This window comes from Pseudoalteromonas spongiae UST010723-006 (genome assembly GCF_000238255.3).
In the GTDB taxonomy this organism is placed as follows: domain Bacteria; phylum Pseudomonadota; class Gammaproteobacteria; order Enterobacterales; family Alteromonadaceae; genus Pseudoalteromonas; species Pseudoalteromonas spongiae.
The window spans coordinates 608,031-626,231 of record NZ_CP011039.1 but is presented as its reverse complement, the minus strand read 5'-3'; the positions used below and the strand labels follow the sequence as shown (position 1 = coordinate 626,231).

Sequence of the window (18,201 nt, the reverse complement as noted above, 5' to 3'; positions counted from 1 at the left end):
AAATAACAAAAGCCCTCAGAGGCTTACTCATTTTGCCGGCAATTAGTAAACAGGAATGAATATGAAGTTGACTGTCAGCCAACGTATTTGGGGTGGCTTTATCCTAATCACCCTACTTTTGATCACCATTGGTATCAACTCACTTGTTAGAATCAATAGCATTAGCAATTCCTCTAACCATGTTAATACCCTCTCTATTCCTGCGCTCAGAGCGACAAATGAGCTTCAGGTTTCGTTCAATAAAATGCAGGCACTTGCGCTGCAAGTTTATTACAGCGACAACAGTAAGCAGCTTCAGGGTCTAGTAAACCAATACCGCTCTGCAGCTGAAGATTTTGATAAATCAAATGAACGACTAAAGCAGGTTGTTAGCAGCGATGCACAACTGGCAAATGCCGCCTCAGCTGTTGATAAAACTTACAACAGTTTTGTTGGCCGAGTGCAAAACCTTATCAACAACAAAACTAGTGCTCTGCAAATTGAAAGCAGTTTAACAACACAGTTAGAAACACTGGAAATTGCTGCGGAAGATGCCAGCACTGTCGTATTAGACTTAAGTGATAGTGCAGAGCTTGAAGATAACTCACAACGCCTTTACCAAGCCGTTTCGAATATTGAAAATGCACTTCTTAGCATTGTTAGCAACAGCACAGATCTTAAAAATATTAAAAATGCAGCAACAGTAGAAACCTTATCAAACGAAGTAAACTACAGCCTTGCTGACATTGAGCGCAATATCGAGCTACTTTCAGAAACCTTTAAACAAACAGATGAAGACTTACACCAAGACTTCCAAAGCTATTTTGCGGTTGTGAAAGAAAACGGCCAAGGCAGTAAATCACTCGCTAACGTAAAGCAAAATCATATTAGACAGCTTGAAGAAGCAACTACAAATTTATCGCTTGCAGAGCAAGACACTAATACGGCGAGCTCTCAGCTAGATAAACTAACTTCCCTTTCGGATACACTTGTAGTAGAGCTTAGAAAAGAAGTGGAAAGCAGCGTATCAAAAGCAGAGCTTTGGACATGGTTAGGTATGATCATTGCCACTGTAATTGCGATTGTTATTGCGTTTTTAACAGTTCAACGTATCACGAAGCCGTTATCTGAAATCAACAAAGTGCTTGATAACGTGGCGCAAGGCGATATGACAATGCGCCTTGACGATAGCAATAAAGATGAATTTGGTGAATTAGCGAAAAGCTTAAACCGCGTGACCGACAATTTACGCAACTTAATTCAAGGTATTATTTCACGTTCTACACAGCTTGCAGCGGCTTCTGAGGAAACATCGGCTGTGACGGTTGAATCGAGCCAAGCAATTGAAAGTCAACGAGCACAAGTTGAACAAGCAGCAACAGCAACAACTGAAATGAGCAGCACCTCACAATCAGTGACACAAAGTGCTGAAGACGCGTTACATGAAATTAAACAAGCTGACAACGAAGCTGAGCGCGTTAAAACAATTTCAAGTAATAACAAGCTAACTATTGAACAACTTGCTCGTGAAGTGGCTGGTGCGTCTCAGGTTATTAATAAACTGCATCAAGACAGCGCGTCAATTGGCGGCATTTTAGATGTAATTAGAGGTATTGCAGAACAAACAAACTTACTTGCACTTAACGCTGCTATCGAAGCTGCGCGTGCTGGTGAACAGGGCCGTGGTTTCGCAGTGGTAGCTGACGAAGTACGCTCACTTGCAAGCAAAACCCAAGAATCTACACAAGAAATTCAGGCTATGATTGAATCACTGCAAAGTGGTGCAGAAGAGGCGGTATCTGTAATGGCGAAAGGCCAGCAGCAAGCCGATTCATGTGTTGAACAGTCTGAACAAGCCGCTTCTGCGCTTGAGCAAATTACGCAAGCGGTATCACAAGCGCACGATGCGAGTGAACAAATTGCAACAGCAGCAGGCGAGCAACATCAAGTATCACAAGAGATCAGTGAAAGCTTAGAGTCAATTGTTGCAATAGCCGAACAAACTGCTGAGGGTGCAAACCAGACATCAGCGTCAGCAAGTGAAGTTGCTAAGCTTGCAGAAGAGCTAAGACTCTCTGTAGAAGAGTTTAAAGTGTAACGCTATTAACACACTTTCAAAACAAAAAGGCCCACCAATCAGTGGGCCTTTTTAATATCTAAACAAAACTCGATTTAAAATTAACAAGTAACTTTAACTGAGTAACGGCTGTACAAGATTAAATAAATCGTCAGCCTGATGTGCGAGCTTAGAGTTGCTCTTCAGAGATGCAGCAAAACTTCAATAATAACGAATTAATTGAGTCTGTTATTCAAGATGAAAGGTCAAAATAACTGAGGTTAAAGCGTTTAAAACTCCGCTCTTTTTCTATTCCTTAAAGATTACTTTTAACTACATAGCCAGCACTATAATGACTTTATACTTTAAGAGGATCAAAAAACAAAAAAGCCAGCTTAAAGCTGGCTTTTACAAAGGGAATAAACTAATTAGCGGTGTTCGTTAAATACCTGCACGGTCTTTTAACGCTGCAATTACAGCTGAGCTTGAATGACCATTTGCATCAGCCCAAGCCACATCACCGCCTGCTGCTAAATCGCTTTTTGGTAACTGCTTAACAATATATTCACCCACGCCATCTGCACCACTAACAATTGCATGACGGATAAGGTTATTGCCACCACAGCTAATGCCAGCATAAATATTGCGCAGCTTTACACGTGATTCTTTAAGCTTCTTACGAATACGACTTTTGTCATCAGCCGCAACATAGTCACAAATACTAGCAGCTAATTGCTCATTTGCATTTACCGTGTGAGAGCTTAGTAATGCAGCCGAAGATACAGATAGAGTAAATAATAATGTTGATAATTTCATGGTACAGCAACCCTAGTAGCACTTTATACTTAATTTAATTGCAACAATTCTAACAACAAGTTAAATCATCTTCAAGAAATTAAGCCTAATTTCTTATAAATAACAAATTGGTAATGATATTGATTGGTTTCATCTGGTGCGAAGCTTTGGGTTTCTAGCACCTGCCAATCTGCCACAGCTTCATAATCAGGAAACTGCGTATCCCCATCAACATCCAAATCTATATGCGTTAAGTATAGTCGATCTGCACGGCTTAAAAAGTCTAAGTAAATTTTACCGCCACCAATAATCATAACTTCATCTACGTCACCAGCCAAAGAGAGCGCATGCTCTGGGCTTTCAGCCATTATCGCACCTTCAACAACGTACTCTGGATTACGCGTGATAATAATATTGTCTCGGCCTGGTAATAGACGGCCGATCGACTCATATGTACGGCGTCCCATAATGACAGGTTTGCCCAAGGTGACCGATTTAAAGTGCTTTAAATCAGCAGGAAGGTGCCATGGCATATCGTTATCTTTACCAATAATACGATTATTAGCCATCGCAGCTATCATTGAAATCTTCATAAGAAATTAATACTTTTAACCTAGTTACTTATTATTAGTACTTTTTTATTAAATATAAAAAAAGGTGCGCAAGCACCTTTTATTATCGTTGATAGACGACTTCTACGTCGTAATCATCTTCATCCCAGTCTTCGTCATCATCGTCATCTTCAAAGTCAGATATTGACTCTTCATGGTATGTATCCCACTTAAACTCAACTTCTTGTGGCTCTTCTTCAGCTACAAACTTCTCTTTAGGCATACTTTCTAAAAGCTGCATAATGTCGAAGCATAACTGCTCTGTACCAATTTTGTTAAATGCAGAGATCTTATAGGTTTTTTCAGCTTCAAGCGCATCAGCGATCTCAGCGCACAATTCATCAGCTTCTTCATCTAACAACAAATCAATTTTGTTAAATACTAACCAGCGAGGTTTTGCAGCGAGTGCTGGGCTGTAGCGCTCAAGCTCACCTAAGATTGTGTAAGCATTTTCTACCGGATCAGAACCATCTACAGGCATAATGTCGATTATATGCAGAAGAACACGGCAGCGTTCTAAATGCTTTAAGAAGCGAATGCCTAGGCCTGCACCTTCAGCAGCACCTTCAATTAATCCTGGAATATCAGCGATTACAAACGATTGATTTTGGCTTGGTCTAACCACACCAAGATTTGGCACTAAGGTAGTAAATGGGTAATCAGCAACCTTTGGCTTTGCCGCAGATACACTGCGGATAAAGGTTGATTTACCAGCATTTGGCAAGCCTAATAATCCAACATCAGCAAGTAATAATAACTCTAAACGTAAGTTACGAATTTCACCTGGCGTACCCAGTGTTTTCTTACGAGGAGCTCGGTTAGTACTTGATTTAAAACGAGTATTACCAAGTCCGTGAAAACCACCTTTGGCAACAATAATCTTTTGACCATGTCGCGTTAAATCACCTAGTGCTTCCGCAGTATCAACATCAACGATACGCGTACCTACAGGAACTTTTAAGGTAAGATCTTCACCTTTTTTACCAGTCATATTTCGGCCAGCACCATTAGTGCCACGCTCTGCTTTATGAAAGCGCTCAAACTGATAATCAATAAGTGTATTTAGGTTTTCATCGGCTTCAATAAAGACACTGCCGCCATCACCACCGTCACCACCATCAGGACCGCCGTCTGGTACAAACTTTTCTCGGCGAAATGAAACTACACCGCTGCCACCGTCACCAGCTTCAGCGCGAATTTCAACTTCATCTACAAATTTCATATATTTAGCCTTACACAGCCTAGAATGTACTTATTATACCAAGACAAACGGGTTGTGCGTAATCAAGAAACAAAAAAAGCCCCGCAGTTGCGGGGCTTTTTAAAACTTTTAGGGCTTACTCAGCGATGATGCTTACGTATTTGCGACCTAAAGGACCTTTTTGCTCAAACTGAACTTTACCGTTTGATGTTGCAAATAAAGTGTGGTCTTTACCCATACCTACGTTTGTACCTGCGTGGAACTTAGTACCACGTTGACGAACGATGATGTTACCCGCTAAAACTGATTCACCACCGTAACGCTTAACACCTAGGCGTTTACTTTCTGAATCACGACCGTTACGAGTACTACCAGCTGCTTTCTTATGTGCCATCTTTCTGTACCTCTAAATTAAGCGTTAATGCCAGTGATTTTAACTTCAGTGAACCACTGACGGTGACCCATTTGCTTGCGAGAATGCTTACGACGTCTAAACTTAACGATCTTAACTTTCTCACCACGACCATGAGATACAACTTCAGCTGTAACCTTACCGCCATTAACGAAAGGTGCACCAATTTCGATTTTCTCACCGTTTGCAACAAGTAATACTTTGTCAAATTCTACTGCTGCACCAGTTTCAGCCTCTAATTTCTCAAGGCGAATCGTTTGACCTTCAGTCACACGGTGCTGTTTACCACCACTTTGGAAAACCGCGTACATAATTAACTCCGTTCTGCGCCCTCAAATCGACGCAACTTAATAATCTTCGATAGGGCGCGAAGTCTACGCGAAATCAGAGCGTAGCGCAAGCCTATTTTCATAAAAAAGACTAAATATGTTGCGTGTTGTAAGACACACTAAAAAATTTAATATTAATGGCGACAATTCTACCTAATTAAAGCGCTGTAGAAAACTATTATTTTACATAAAATATTGATTCTACTCAGTGCCAAAAATAGTGTACAATCCCCGCAAATCAGCGGATCTTACCTCTTTACTTGTTGGAGACCCATGGATATAAAAGCGATCCAAGCCTTAACAGAACAAGATATGTTGGCGGTTAATCAACTAATCGAACAACAACTGCAGTCGAACGTTGCGCTTGTCAATCAATTGGGGCTTTATATTGTCAATAGCGGTGGCAAACGCATTCGCCCAATACTTTCAATCCTCGCTGCAAAAGCGTTAGGACACACAGGTAATGAGCATATTCGTCTAGCAACCATCGTAGAATTTATCCATACCGCTACACTATTACACGACGACGTTGTTGACGAATCACTTCTACGTCGTGGAAACCCAACAGCTAATGCTGAATTTGGTAATGCAGCCAGCGTGCTTGTTGGTGATTTTATCTACACTCGTGCTTTCCAGCTGATGGTTGGTTTCAATAAGATGCAAGTAATGGATATTTTTGCTCATGCAACGAACGTTATTGCTGAAGGTGAAGTGCTACAATTAATGAATTGCAACGACCCTAATACTAGCGAAGAAAGCTATATGCAGGTCATTTACAGTAAAACAGCAAAATTATTTGAAGCTGCAACTGAACTAGCTGCCATTATTACAGAACAAGATGAAGACGTAATAAACGGATTAAAGTTTTATGGCATGCATCTTGGTACCGCCTTCCAACTAGTCGATGATGTGCTCGATTACAGCGCAAACCAAGCTGAACTAGGTAAATCAATCGGTGACGATCTGGCAGAAGGTAAGCCAACATTACCTTTGATCTATGCAATGCAAAATGGATCACAAGCGCAAGCTGAATTGATCCGAGGGGCAATTGAAAAAGCTGATGGCAAAGATTACCTAGACAAAGTTCTCGCTATTCTTGAAGAAACCAATGCGTTAGCACTCACAATGCAAAAAGCACAAGAAGAAGCCGAAAAAGCAATTAACTACCTTTCTGTACTGCCAAATTCAGAGTATAAAGATGCATTAATTGCACTTGCTAAATTATCAGTCGATAGAAAATACTAATCAAACTGAGTTTTGCTTTAAATAACTACTAAAGTATTTAAATAAAAAACCGCTGATAATAAGCGGTTTTTTATTTTTAACTGGTTGTTATACCAATTCACTTAAGTAGCTGGTCATCCTAGCGGACTAAATATCATGCTAACTGCGTTAGAGTTTATCAATATAGAGCAACTACATCAGAAAAATTCTGACTTGTTACCATTTCATTTATCCAGCGTTATCCCTGATCACATACTTAACAGAATTGGTATTATTTATTAAGCTCTAAATAGCGATTCAATATTTAATCCTTGGTGTGTTAACACCTCTTTTAATCGACGCAACGCTTCAACCTGAATTTGTCTTACGCGTTCGCGTGTTAATCCAATTTCTTTACCTACATCTTCAAGCGTTGAAGGTTCATAGCCAAGCAATCCAAAGCGTCGTGCTAACACTTCACGCTGTTTCGCGTTAAGTTCTTCAAGCCAATGCACAATATTATTGTGAATGTCTTGGTCTTGAATTTCACCTTCAGGACCACGTCCCTTTTCATCTGCAATGATATCTAATAACGCTTTGTCTGAATCACCGCCGATTGGTGTATCAACAGAGCTGATCTTTTCGTTAAGACGCAGCATTTTACTCACATCTTCAACAGGGCGATCAAGCTTCTCTGCTATTTCTTCTGCGGTTGGTTCATGGTCAAGCTTTTGTGTTAATTCTCGTGCTGTACGTAAATAAACATTAAGCTCTTTAACAACATGGATCGGTAAGCGAATCGTGCGTGTTTGGTTCATAATCGCACGTTCAATGGTTTGACGGATCCACCAAGTTGCGTATGTAGAAAATCTAAATCCACGTTCAGGATCAAATTTTTCTACCGCTCTGATCAGGCCTAAATTACCTTCTTCGATGAGATCTAATAGTGCCAGCCCACGATTGTTATAACGACGCGCTATTTTGACCACTAAACGTAGATTACTTTCAATCATGCGTTTTCGTGATGCTTCACATCCTCGTAAGGCCTTGCGTGCAAAGAATACTTCTTCTTCTGCACTAAGTAGTGGTGAAAAGCCGATTTCGCCAAGATAAAGTTGTGTAGCATCTAAATTTTTAACAACTTCTTCTTTTGCGAAGATTTCGTCTTCTGTATCTTCAATTTCTTCCAAAACCTCGTCTTTAACATCCATATCAACGTTTAGTTCTGTACTATTTTCTTTCTTTGTGCGTCCCATAAGCATCCTCCCGAGTCATTCAGTGACCTTTAAACACTAAAACACGTTCGCGCCCCAACTAACTTAGCGTGGCAAATACCTTAATGGGTTAACCGATTTACCTCGGTATCTTACTTCAAACCTCAGTCCAACCGACTTAGCTTCAGAGTTACCCATAGTGGCTATTTTTTGCCTAGCTGTAACTTTTTGCTTTTCTTTTACCAAAATTTTTTGGTTGTGAGCGTATGCCGTTAGATAATCATCATTATGTTTCACTATGATTAAATTGCCATACCCTCTTAACGCACTTCCCGCATAAACAACAATACCGTCTGCTGCTGCAAGAATGTCAGTCCCTAACTTATTTTTTATTAGAATTCCTTTATAGCCGTTTTCTTTTCCTGAAAACTTGCGGGCTATACGACCTTTAGCAGGCCAATACCAGCGCAACTTACCAGATGTTTTCGCTATCTTTTGTTGCTTTTTTAAACTGGCTTGATTTTCAACATACTCTTGTTGTTTTTTCTGATCAAGTGGTTTTTTTAATAAATTGTTATTTTTTTGTTTATTTTTGGTGGACTTGCTACTAGTGACCGTGTATTTTTTAGCCTTTTTTGCACGTTTGGGTGGTGATACTAAGTGTATTATTTGACCTGGAAATATGGTGTAAGGTGCTTTAATGCCATTGATCTTAGCGAGATCACGGAAGTCTTTGTTTGATCTAAAGGCGATCGAGTAAAGGGTTTCACCTTTCTTAACTTTATAGTTACTTCCATTAATTTTAATTTTTTGTTGCGAACTACTCTTACCAGATGAAAGGTTCGCGACCGGCGCCGGCGTTGTTCTGCTACTGCACGCTATTAACTGAAGACAGATTAAGCAAATAAGTAGTTGAGTTAACAGACGCATTAATATCACCTAATTAATTGCGCCAGCAACCAGCGGTACAAATCTTACAGGTTCTAATGTTTGCGTAATAAACTCATGACCTTGACGCTTCACTGCAACTAAGTTCTGTTGCTCATTACCGCCTACTGGAGAAATAAGCACTCCGCCTTCATTAAGCTGTTCCAGTAATGCTTGCGGCAACTCACTCGCTGCGGCTGTAACAATAATTCCGTCATAAGGCGCGTTAGATTGCCAGCCTTGCCAACCATCAGCGTGTTTCATAGTGACATTGAATAAATCAAGCTGGTGTAAACGTCTTTTGGCTTGCCATTGCAATGCTTTAATTCGTTCAACTGAATATACCGAACGAAAACACTGAGCGAGAATTGCGGATTGATAACCTGAGCCAGTGCCAATTTCTAATACCTTGGCATTTGGACCTGTAAGCTGCAACAAAAGCTCGGTCATACGCGCAACAATAAAAGGCTGAGAAATTGTTTGTCCCAAACCAATAGGTAACGCGGTGTTTTGATACGATTTGTGTTTTAACACGTCATCTACAAACAAATGGCGGGGTGTAGCAGCAATCGCATCCAATACTTGCTGAGATCGAATGCCTTGCTCATAAACTAATTGCGCGAGTTGATGCGCACTACGACGATAATTATTCAACACCTGAAATATTCAATCCTTCAACCCAAGATTCCATTTTGGCAAGGCTCGATTTTGCCGTCATATCAACTGTCAACGGGGTCACTGATGCATAATGATTAGCTACCGCAAAAAAATCAGTGCCATCGCCAGCATCTTGCGCTTCACCTAAATGACCATACCAATATATTTTTCGTCCCCACGGGTCTATTTGTTCTTGCATGGTTTCGGCTTTGTGACGTGAGCCTAAGCGCGTAACCTTAATGCCTTTTAAATCAGCAAGCGGAATATCAGGTACATTCAAATTAATAATTTGGTCCGGACCAAGCGGGTGCGCTTTTATTTCTTTGATAATGGAAACTGCAACGGCAGCTGCGGTATCGTAATGCGCTTCCTGTTTTGAGCACAAAGATACAGCAATCGCTGGCAATCCTAAAAAGCGCCCTTCACTGGCGGCTGCCACCGTGCCTGAATACAAGGTATCGTCACCTAAATTAGCGCCATTATTTATGCCCGCCACAACTAAATCTGGCGTAAAGTCGAGCAATTTATTAATTGCCAATTGCACACAGTCACTCGGCGTGCCGTTAACCGATATAAAACCATTATCATATTGATGTGTTCTTAACGGGTTTAATAAAGTAAGTGAGTTACTTGCACCACTACAGTTTCTATCAGGTGCAACAACCACTACTTCTGCTATCTGCGATAGGGCGTGATAGAGTACTTCAATCCCTTTTGCATTTACGCCATCATCATTGCTCAGCAAGATTTTCATTATTATCCTTATTCTTTAAAGAAACATCTTGGCACTCTGCAAGCTCACGCAGTACGGCCGTTGCAAAACACCCTTTCGGCAAACTAAAACTAAACTCTATCATATCTTGCGTGACTTCGAGCACTTCAAATTTTTCAGGGTAAAGTCGCATATTTCTGCGTTCAGCTTTAAGGCCAAGTTGTGAAAGGTTTTCATGCCAGCTGGCGAATGGTGCTAACCACTTTTTTTCAAGCTCTGTAACGCCCTGCTCGCCTTTACCAACCAAAGGTGCCGATAAGTGAATATCTCCACAAGCCAAACGATTGACTGTTTCAAGGCTAATACGCTCTTTAAAAAATGCATTACTACCATCTAGTAGGAACACTTCTTCTACCATGGTTTTTGCAATACCATATTGCGCAATACGTTGGCTTACAATTTGATTAAAGATATGAGAGCGTGCAGCTGAAATAACAATGCCACGCAGCTTACGATCGTGGATTTCTTTACCTGAGAACAACTGCTCTGCCAGCGTTAAGTTGTGTCCATCATGACCAAAACGCTGTGCACCAAAATAATTAGGCACACCCTGGCGAACCGCATTAATGCGTGTCAAAATGTCCTCAACCATACTGCAGCGTCTAAGCGTAATCGTAAAACGGTTCGCTTTATGGCAACCTGTTTTTAACTTTCGATTATGCCTAACTTGCTGAAGTACTCTCACACTGTCGCTATTCAGCGCTGAAAAGTCGATGTGCTTTTTAATCGGCACCGGTACACTAAACCATTGCGATGTCACTGCATTTCGGTCTTTTAAACCAGGGTAACTTACATTGCGAGCTTGCGTACCCGCTATTTTAGCGATTTGCTTGGCAATATATTGGGTATTTTCTCCCTTCTTTATTACCTGTAAACATACATGCTCGCCACTTCCGCTAAGCTCAAAACCGAGTTCTTCATCTACTCGGAAATCTTCAGCACTGGTTTTAAATTCGGCGGTTGAATTAGGTTTGCCGTATAAATAACTTAAGTTATCCATTTACGAGTAACACCACAGCATGGCTTTCAATGCCTTCTTTACGACCAGCAAAGCCTAGTTTTTCAGTGGTTGTCGCTTTCACATTCACTTGGTCGATTTGAATATTTAAATCTTCTGCAATCACTTCACGCATTGCATTTATGTGTGGCGCCATTTTTGGTGCTTGAGCTACAATCGTGATATCAGTATTGCCAACTTGGTAACCGCGCTCAGTCATTAGCGATACCACATGACGCAATAAAATTCGGCTATCGATGTTTTCAAATTCTGCTGCGGTATCTGGAAAATGTTTGCCGATATCACCAAGCGCTAGTGCCCCTAGAATTGCATCACACAATGCATGAATCGCCACATCACCATCAGAATGCGCTAAAAAACCAAATTCATAATCAATTTTTACGCCTGCAATTGTTAGCGGTCCTTCACCGCCAAACTTATGCACATCATAACCATGGCCTATTCGCATGTGTTGTTCTCCAAAATTTGCTTCGCAATCAAAAACTCTGCGATTGCAATATCATCAGGGGTAGTCAATTTAATATTATCTGCACGGCTCGATACTAATTGTACTTTTCCACCAGCCCATTCAATAGCTGAGGCTTCATCAGTAATTGCAACGTTTTCGTTTAAAGCATTAGTCAGTGCCGCGGTTAAATCGTTCAGTAAAAACATTTGCGGTGTTTGCGCCTGCCAAAGAGCTTCTCTTGGTACTGTCGCTTCAACAAACTCACTACCCTGCTTTATAGTATCTCGCACCTTACTTGCTAAAATGCCACCACAGTGACGCGATTGACAATGTGAAATGAGTGTACGTATATCGCTCGGTAAAACCAGCGGCCGCGCGGCATCATGTACCAACACCCAGTCAACTGGATGATTAGCTGTCAGGTAATTCAATGCATTTAATACTGAATCTGCACGTTCTTTACCCCCCAATACAGTTATAACGTTATCGGGTACGGTTAAATCTGGAAAGTAAGCGTCATTTTCACTGATAGCAACTATAATCAATGCATTGGGTATTGTTGCTTTTAGCTTATTAATGGTGTGTTCTAATACCGTTTTGTCGCCAAGTTGAATGTATTGCTTTGGCTTATCGGACTGCATTCTTGCCCCAACGCCTGCAGCAGGGACTACAAATGCAAAAGATGGATTAATATCTCTCATTTTTATGTGTTACGCGAAAAAAAGTTTCGCCTTGCTTTATCATGCCCAACTCATTGCGTGCTCGCTCCTCAATGCCCTCAAGGCCAAGTTTGAGGTCTTCCACATCTGCTTTCAGTAATTTGTTTCGTTTTTCTAATCTAGCGTTTACTTTAGTGTGTTGAATAACGGCAGACTGCAGTTTTTTATAGTCTTTTACGCCGTGATGACCAAACCAAAGTTGGTATTGCAAACTTGCAAATAAACACAAAAGCGCTAACTGAAATAATCGCATAGTGAATTTCTATTTTTGAGTTATAAATGGGTGTTTAAAATCTTGCCAATTAATTCGTGCTGCAAGTAACATTTCGCGTAACGTTAATACTCTGGGTGTTGTTGCCCGGCCGAGCAACCACACATGGCCACAACACGCCGCAGAAAACGCTGTTTTGCTTGGTTTTAATACCTGAATACCAACACCTTCTTGTGATTTTCCTGCCTTATCAACCCAACCAAATTGATTGCAGTGAAAACCCGACGCGGTTACTTCATCAACGCTATCGATTCTAACAGTTGAATACTCAGCGTCATATACTAAAACCGGAATAATTAAACCAACAAAGGCGTTTTTACCAAAAAATTGTGTATTTTTCTCTAAATCGTACTTAGGTAGGTTACGCGACTGCTTTGCAATCCAACTGCCATTTTGAGTATCCAAAGTTAACGGACTATTGCCGTCTAAAATATGACTGGCGGCTTTTTCAATATAATATGGAAGGCTTGCAAAACGACGTTGCAGTCGCTCTACATTATTAAATGACTCTTTACTCAAACGATGGATTTCACGAACATAAAACGTATTACACAACGCATTATATGCATTGCTTTTTGACGAGCTGCGCCAAAGTTCTGTTTGTTCTTTACACCCTGTTTGCACTTATAAAAAACCCACCAAATACACTTAAGTAACCATAGTACATGATTCTATATTTGGATGTAATATAAGCAGTTGCTTAAATATTAGGTTTGTTTTACATCATGATGAATTCGCGAAGCTGGTGTTCTATAGACCCATTGTGTGGCGAGCATAAAGTTAACAAGAGTAGTGCATAATATAGCGATAAAAAATGCAAAGATTTGATTGTGTGAAAAATAAAACAATGCGCTAAATAGGCAGTAATTGATAATTGCACCAACCCCGCATGCTACTTGATGTCTTAACCAAGCACTACACCAACCTAACTTACTGGTAACATTTAATGCAAACACTCTATGTCCAACAAAAGTAAGTTGTACTGCAATAGTCAAAGCAACCGCACGAGCAAGTTCAACTTTCAAGCCTAACAATCCCAAACAGTAAAAGACTGCGCAATCACAAACAAAAACAAGTGCACCCACTAATAAAAACCGGACTTTATTCACAATACCTACCCCCAACTTAAATATTAGGGACGGTCACGTCTAAAAAATGTCATTTCAAAAAAGACATTTATTAGACATTGCAGCCAATACACTCTCTTATGTTTCAACTTGAGAGCTTTACTATGCGAATTATTTCCGACAATTATGACACACCAGCAACAATACAAACTTCGCTTAGTATCGTTGTAGCGGTTTACAACGAGCAAGAGGTACTAGCAAAGTTTCACTACCAATTAGCCAATGTTTTAACCTCATTGACTCATATTCAAAGTGAAATTATTTACATTAATGATGGTAGCTCTGATAGTACTTGGGATATTTTAAAGTCACTGCCTTCTAACGGGCACACAATAAAGTTATTTAGCTTAAGTCGAAATTTTGGCAAAGAAGCGGCAATGACCGCTGGGCTTGATCATGCAAAAAGTGACGCCGTTATATTGCTTGACGCAGATCTTCAAGATCCACCTGAACTCATTCCAAAAATGATCGCATCATGGCAACAAGGTTTTGACGTGGTAAATATGCGGCGAAGCCAACGTCATGGTGAATCCAAATTAAAAAAATGGACCGCGCACGCATTTTATCGCTTGCTCGCTTTGATGTCTGACGAAGTGGTGATTAAAAAAGATGTAGGTGATTTTCGCCTTTTATCACAGAGAGTTGTTCAACAAATCAACAAACTACCAGAGCGTAATCGATATATGAAAGGGTTAATGGCATGGCCTGGATTCAAACAGGTTACTTTGGAGTTTGAACGACCGCAACGAGCAGCCGGCAAGACTAAGTGGAACTTTATTGAATTAGTCGCGTTAGGATTATCAGGCATTACATCATTTAGCATAAAGCCTCTGAAAATTGCCACATGGCTTGGTGTATCAATTTCACTTGCGGCGTTTTTTTATAGTGCATTTTTATTTCTTGAAACACTCATTTTTGGCAACCAAGTACAAGGTTACCCATCTCTGATGCTCGCACAGTTATGGCTTGGTGGCGTACAGTTATTAGCAATAGGTGTACTCGGTGAGTATATAGGGCGAATTTACAAAGAAAGCAAAGGCCGTCCAATTTACATTGTCGAAGAGTCACTACAACTCACACAAAACAAAGCAGATGAAAAACAAGCTGAGCAGGTGACATATGCAAGTAAGTAGTCGCTTAATTCAGCTATCGCTTGCGCTTATTTCAATACTTATCAGTGTAAGGTTAATAAGTTTAGCAATGTATCCGCTTTTCGACACGACGGAAGCGCGCTATGCCGAAATCGCTCGCATAATGTTTGAAACTCGTGACTGGATTACTCCGCAATTTGATTACAACATTCCTTTTTGGGGCAAACCACCGCTTCATACATGGTTTTCAGCTATTAGCTTCACTTTATTTGGTGTCAATGAGTTCAGTGCGCGCATTCCACACTTTTTAACCGGAATACTCTCTTTGCTGACCATCTATTATTTCGCGAAAACGCATTTTTCAAAATTAATAGCTATCAAAAGCATACTTATCCTAACGACATCACTTGGATTTTTAGTAGCTATCGGTATGGTAATGACAGATAGCCTTCTTTTATTTTCAATTACACTCGCAATGGTCTGTTTTTATCATTGCTACTTTAGTGGCAGTAAGTTTGCAGGTCTCTGTTTTTTTGTCGCTCTCGCCATCGGTTTACTCGCGAAAGGGCCTGTAGCAATTATATTAATTGGTATTCCGCTTACCTTATGGAGTCTCCATCATAAAAGGCTGTGGCACGCACTTAATTCATTGCCTTGGCTCGCTGGTTGTACACTAATGCTTGCTTTAACCTTGCCTTGGTACCTAATGGCAGAACTAAAAACCCCTGGTTTCTTAAACTACTTTTTATGGGGTGAACACGTTCAGCGATTTTTAGTTTCTGGATGGCAAGGCGATCTTTATGGTAGCGCCCATAAAGAAGTAAAAGGCACAATTTGGCTATTTTGGTTAGCAGTTGCATTTCCATGGTCATTTATCGCGGCTTGGCAATTCATACACTCAATTAACCCGCAACAAAGCGAAAAATCAAATAGCGAAAAAAATGCGATTACTAAAAGGCACTATTTTCTTTATTGGACACTCTCACCGATGTTGTTATTTACGTTTGCAGGCAATATTTTACCTGCATATGTATTGCCTAGTTTACCCGCGATGGCTATGTTGTTAGCACGATCAAAAATGACGTTAAGAAAACTGATACTGCTTGCTCTATTATCAGCCATGCTAATTCTTGCTGCATTGGGTTACTTTATTGCTGGCTACTCGTCGAAAGTGTCTCACCGAGATGTGTTGCAGAACTTAAGCCAAAATCAACTGTCTCAGCCTATATATTATTGGTACAAACGCCCTTTTTCGGCACAGTTTTATTCTAACGGTGCAGCTCAAAGAATTACGACGGTAGAAGAGCTTCTCATACTAGATGATAGTGCATTGCCTTTTATACTGGTAGCAAGTGAAAAGCATCTCTTTGAGATAAATGTCTACACACAGAGCCAATGTGCACAAATAAGCAAAGCCAAAGGTTTTGTTCTTTTTCAATGTGGAAACTAAATGCTTAAAATTCTATTAGTCGAAGACAATAAGCAAGTTGCCGATATCATTTTCGAGTATTTTGAAGCACTTGATTATGAATTGGATTACGCTGCAACTGGCACACTTGGCTTAAAGTTGGCCGAGCAACATACATTTGATGTAATTATTTTAGATGTAATGCTACCTGGGATAGATGGTATCGGTGTTTGCCAAGCTCTGCGCGCTAACGGTAACGACACTCCAATCATTATGCTTACCGCCCGCGATACCCAACAAGATGAACTACTCGGGCTCTCAACAGGTGCTGATGACTACATTGTAAAACCTTTTGATCTTACGTTACTTGATGCAAGAGTTAATGCACTACACAGAAGAGCTCAGCAACGGTTATTTTCCAGCAATGAACTTGTGATAGGCCCTTTGAAACTTAAACGCGACGAACATCTTGTTTACAGAGAAGAGCAACTAATCAAGCTCAATCCAAGCTGTTATAAAATTCTATTGTGCTTAATGAACAACTATCCCAATGTAGTAAGCAAATCGACAATTGAAGACGTGCTATGGCCTGATGACTTACCTGATCAAGACATTTTACGAAAACATATTTACTTATTGCGCAGTAACCTTAATCAACATTTTGAAAGTGAAATGATTATCACAATTCCTAAAGTCGGATATAAACTAAATGTCGAATAACCCACTGCCCATTGCCAAAAAAATTAGCCGCATTTATCAGATTGTCGCGTTGATAATATTATTGCTCTACGGCTTTATTTTTAAGTTGACGATTCTCGCAACCGAAAACCAAAACAGTATGCATTTACTGAGCATTACTGCTCCTTATCATTTCCAACGGTTTGAAAAAGGCGAGCAAGGTACTCTCAAAATTGATCCGTTATTAACGTTATACGATGAATACACTAATTTACCCCATGAAGTAAAACGTCGTTTAGCGCCAAATAGTGAGGGGCTCGAATCCTTTCACTTTGAAGATGACTCAGAACTCGCGGTACTCTCACAAACGATTTCCTCACCACAAGGTGAGAAGCTAGTGTGGGCAGTACTCAATATTGACGCAACTGAGTGGAGTGACGCGTCTTTTGCACTCATTGAAATCGGTTTGTTATTAATTGGTGTAATCGTTTTTTTACTAGCAGGTATTGCCATTCAAAAAATCGCAAACCGCTTGGCACAGCCATTTTCGGATTGCGCTAGGCTACTAAACCAATCCACAAACCATGACTTTTCGTCAATCTCAATTGATGGCGAAGTATCATATGAGCTCGCAAATATGATTACCGCAATAAACACGTATCGCAGCCGAATAAATAACGCTCTTACACGTGAAAAAAATTTTACGCGCTACATCAGCCACGAAATTCGAACTCCCATGACAGTTATTAAAGGAAGCGTTAGCTTATTACACCGTTCAGAGTACGCAAGCAAAAAACAACTCTCACGTATATCAAGTGCAGTTAACGAAATGGAGCAGCTAACCAATGTATTGCTATTGCTAGCAAGACAACAAGATATTATTGAAAAGCCAGTTCAAATAACACAATCACTAATAGAAAAAATAACTAATCAACACAGTCACCTTTTACACGCCAATAATTGTAGTGTGACAACTTACCTTTCAGATACTGTAAATCTTTTTGTAGAACCTCTACTACTAGAGTCATTAATCAACAACCTACTTATTAACGCGATAAACTGCTCTGAAAATAGCGACATAATTATTAAGCTAACAAAAAGTAGTTTAAGTGTTATTGATGCAGGTGTTGGCCTTAATGAAAAACCAAGGGGGTATGAAGGATTCGGTGTTGGATTAACACTAGTACAAGATATTTGTCAGCGCTATAGCTGGCGGTTTAACTTAATTGAGAATACAAATACCGCAGGATGCACTGCAACGGTGAAATTTAGTTGAAAATACAAT

Annotated in this window: 21 protein-coding genes; 6 read left to right on the top strand and 15 right to left on the bottom strand. The window is 40.2% G+C overall.

All coding sequences use genetic code 11. The features are described 5' to 3' along the window. The first annotated feature begins 61 nt into the window (after positions 1-61). Positions 62-2,077: a methyl-accepting chemotaxis protein gene (locus PSPO_RS02950; protein ID WP_010560927.1), complete on the top strand. Its 2,016-nt coding sequence runs from the start codon at positions 62-64 to the stop codon at positions 2,075-2,077. A gap of 399 nt (positions 2,078-2,476) precedes the next feature. On the opposite strand, the gene PSPO_RS02945 is transcribed toward PSPO_RS02950, so the two are convergent. The 5 genes from PSPO_RS02945 to rplU form a co-directional block, all read right to left on the bottom strand. Beyond that, complete coding sequence (locus PSPO_RS02945; RefSeq protein ID WP_010560928.1) at positions 2,477-2,851, bottom strand: DUF3718 domain-containing protein; 375 nt, start codon at positions 2,849-2,851, stop codon at positions 2,477-2,479. Between the two features lie 71 nt (positions 2,852-2,922). Continuing rightward, positions 2,923-3,423, bottom strand: a complete 501-nt coding sequence (folA, locus tag PSPO_RS02940) for a type 3 dihydrofolate reductase (RefSeq protein ID WP_193437079.1) — start codon at positions 3,421-3,423, stop codon at positions 2,923-2,925. An 82-nt stretch (positions 3,424-3,505) separates the two neighbouring features. Further along, a complete protein-coding gene (cgtA, locus tag PSPO_RS02935; RefSeq protein ID WP_010560930.1) occupies positions 3,506-4,663 on the bottom strand; it encodes an Obg family GTPase CgtA in 1,158 nt (385 codons plus the stop codon). 115 nt (positions 4,664-4,778) lie between these two features. Beyond that, positions 4,779-5,036, bottom strand: a complete 258-nt coding sequence (gene rpmA, locus PSPO_RS02930; RefSeq protein ID WP_010560931.1) for a 50S ribosomal protein L27 — start codon at positions 5,034-5,036, stop codon at positions 4,779-4,781. 17 nt (positions 5,037-5,053) lie between these two features. Then, positions 5,054-5,365, bottom strand: a complete 312-nt coding sequence (gene rplU / locus PSPO_RS02925) for a 50S ribosomal protein L21 (protein ID WP_010560932.1) — start codon at positions 5,363-5,365, stop codon at positions 5,054-5,056. Positions 5,366-5,656: 291 nt separating this feature from the next. On the opposite strand from rplU, the gene ispB reads away from it, so the two are divergent. Beyond that, positions 5,657-6,628: an octaprenyl diphosphate synthase gene (ispB, locus tag PSPO_RS02920; RefSeq protein WP_010560933.1), complete on the top strand. Its 972-nt coding sequence runs from the start codon at positions 5,657-5,659 to the stop codon at positions 6,626-6,628. Between the two features lie 257 nt (positions 6,629-6,885). Here ispB and rpoS read toward each other — a convergent pair whose 3' ends face one another. The 10 genes from rpoS to PSPO_RS02870 form a co-directional block, all read right to left on the bottom strand. Further along, positions 6,886-7,842, bottom strand: coding sequence for an RNA polymerase sigma factor RpoS (gene rpoS, locus PSPO_RS02915; RefSeq protein WP_010560934.1), 957 nt, complete (start codon positions 7,840-7,842; stop codon positions 6,886-6,888). A 63-nt stretch (positions 7,843-7,905) separates the two neighbouring features. After that, entirely contained in the window at positions 7,906-8,730 is an 825-nt protein-coding gene (locus tag PSPO_RS02910; protein ID WP_010560935.1) for a peptidoglycan DD-metalloendopeptidase family protein, read from the bottom strand. Positions 8,731-8,739: 9 nt separating this feature from the next. Next, positions 8,740-9,384, bottom strand: coding sequence for a protein-L-isoaspartate(D-aspartate) O-methyltransferase (locus PSPO_RS02905; protein WP_010560936.1), 645 nt, complete (start codon positions 9,382-9,384; stop codon positions 8,740-8,742). After that, on the bottom strand, positions 9,374-10,138 hold the full coding sequence (gene surE, locus PSPO_RS02900) for a 5'/3'-nucleotidase SurE (protein ID WP_010560937.1): 765 nt from the start codon (positions 10,136-10,138) through the stop codon (positions 9,374-9,376). Before surE ends, PSPO_RS02905 begins: the two co-directional genes overlap by 11 nt. Continuing rightward, a complete protein-coding gene (gene truD / locus PSPO_RS02895; protein ID WP_010560938.1) occupies positions 10,116-11,156 on the bottom strand; it encodes a tRNA pseudouridine(13) synthase TruD in 1,041 nt (346 codons plus the stop codon). The genes surE and truD overlap by 23 nt, the downstream gene beginning before the upstream one ends. Next, complete coding sequence (gene ispF, locus PSPO_RS02890) at positions 11,149-11,622, bottom strand: 2-C-methyl-D-erythritol 2,4-cyclodiphosphate synthase (protein WP_010560939.1); 474 nt, start codon at positions 11,620-11,622, stop codon at positions 11,149-11,151. Before ispF ends, truD begins: the two co-directional genes overlap by 8 nt. Further along, entirely contained in the window at positions 11,613-12,323 is a 711-nt protein-coding gene (gene ispD / locus PSPO_RS02885) for a 2-C-methyl-D-erythritol 4-phosphate cytidylyltransferase (protein WP_010560940.1), read from the bottom strand. The genes ispF and ispD overlap by 10 nt, the downstream gene beginning before the upstream one ends. Beyond that, the gene (gene ftsB / locus PSPO_RS02880; RefSeq protein ID WP_010560941.1) at positions 12,310-12,594 is read right to left on the bottom strand and encodes a cell division protein FtsB; all 285 of its coding nucleotides are present in this window, start codon (positions 12,592-12,594) and stop codon (positions 12,310-12,312) included. The genes ispD and ftsB overlap by 14 nt, the downstream gene beginning before the upstream one ends. A gap of 9 nt (positions 12,595-12,603) precedes the next feature. Further along, positions 12,604-13,236 (bottom strand): hypothetical protein, encoded by a 633-nt coding sequence (locus tag PSPO_RS02875; RefSeq protein WP_010560942.1) that lies wholly within the window; start codon positions 13,234-13,236, stop codon positions 12,604-12,606. Positions 13,237-13,319: 83 nt separating this feature from the next. After that, positions 13,320-13,697 (bottom strand): GtrA family protein, encoded by a 378-nt coding sequence (locus PSPO_RS02870; protein ID WP_040641350.1) that lies wholly within the window; start codon positions 13,695-13,697, stop codon positions 13,320-13,322. Between the two features lie 146 nt (positions 13,698-13,843). Here PSPO_RS02870 and PSPO_RS02865 point away from each other — a divergent pair, with 146 nt between their 5' ends. The 4 genes from PSPO_RS02865 to PSPO_RS02850 are packed head-to-tail and all read left to right on the top strand — an operon-like array spanning position 13,844 to position 18,192. Then, positions 13,844-14,872, top strand: coding sequence for a glycosyltransferase family 2 protein (locus PSPO_RS02865; protein WP_010560944.1), 1,029 nt, complete (start codon positions 13,844-13,846; stop codon positions 14,870-14,872). Next, positions 14,859-16,280, top strand: a complete 1,422-nt coding sequence (locus PSPO_RS02860; protein WP_010560945.1) for an ArnT family glycosyltransferase — start codon at positions 14,859-14,861, stop codon at positions 16,278-16,280. Before PSPO_RS02865 ends, PSPO_RS02860 begins: the two co-directional genes overlap by 14 nt. Beyond that, positions 16,281-16,958 carry a response regulator transcription factor gene (locus PSPO_RS02855; RefSeq protein ID WP_010560946.1) on the top strand — a complete coding sequence of 226 codons (678 nt, stop codon included), beginning with the start codon at positions 16,281-16,283 and terminating at the stop codon, positions 16,956-16,958. After that, complete coding sequence (locus PSPO_RS02850; RefSeq protein ID WP_010560947.1) at positions 16,948-18,192, top strand: sensor histidine kinase; 1,245 nt, start codon at positions 16,948-16,950, stop codon at positions 18,190-18,192. Before PSPO_RS02855 ends, PSPO_RS02850 begins: the two co-directional genes overlap by 11 nt. Positions 18,193-18,201: the final 9 nt, after the last annotated feature.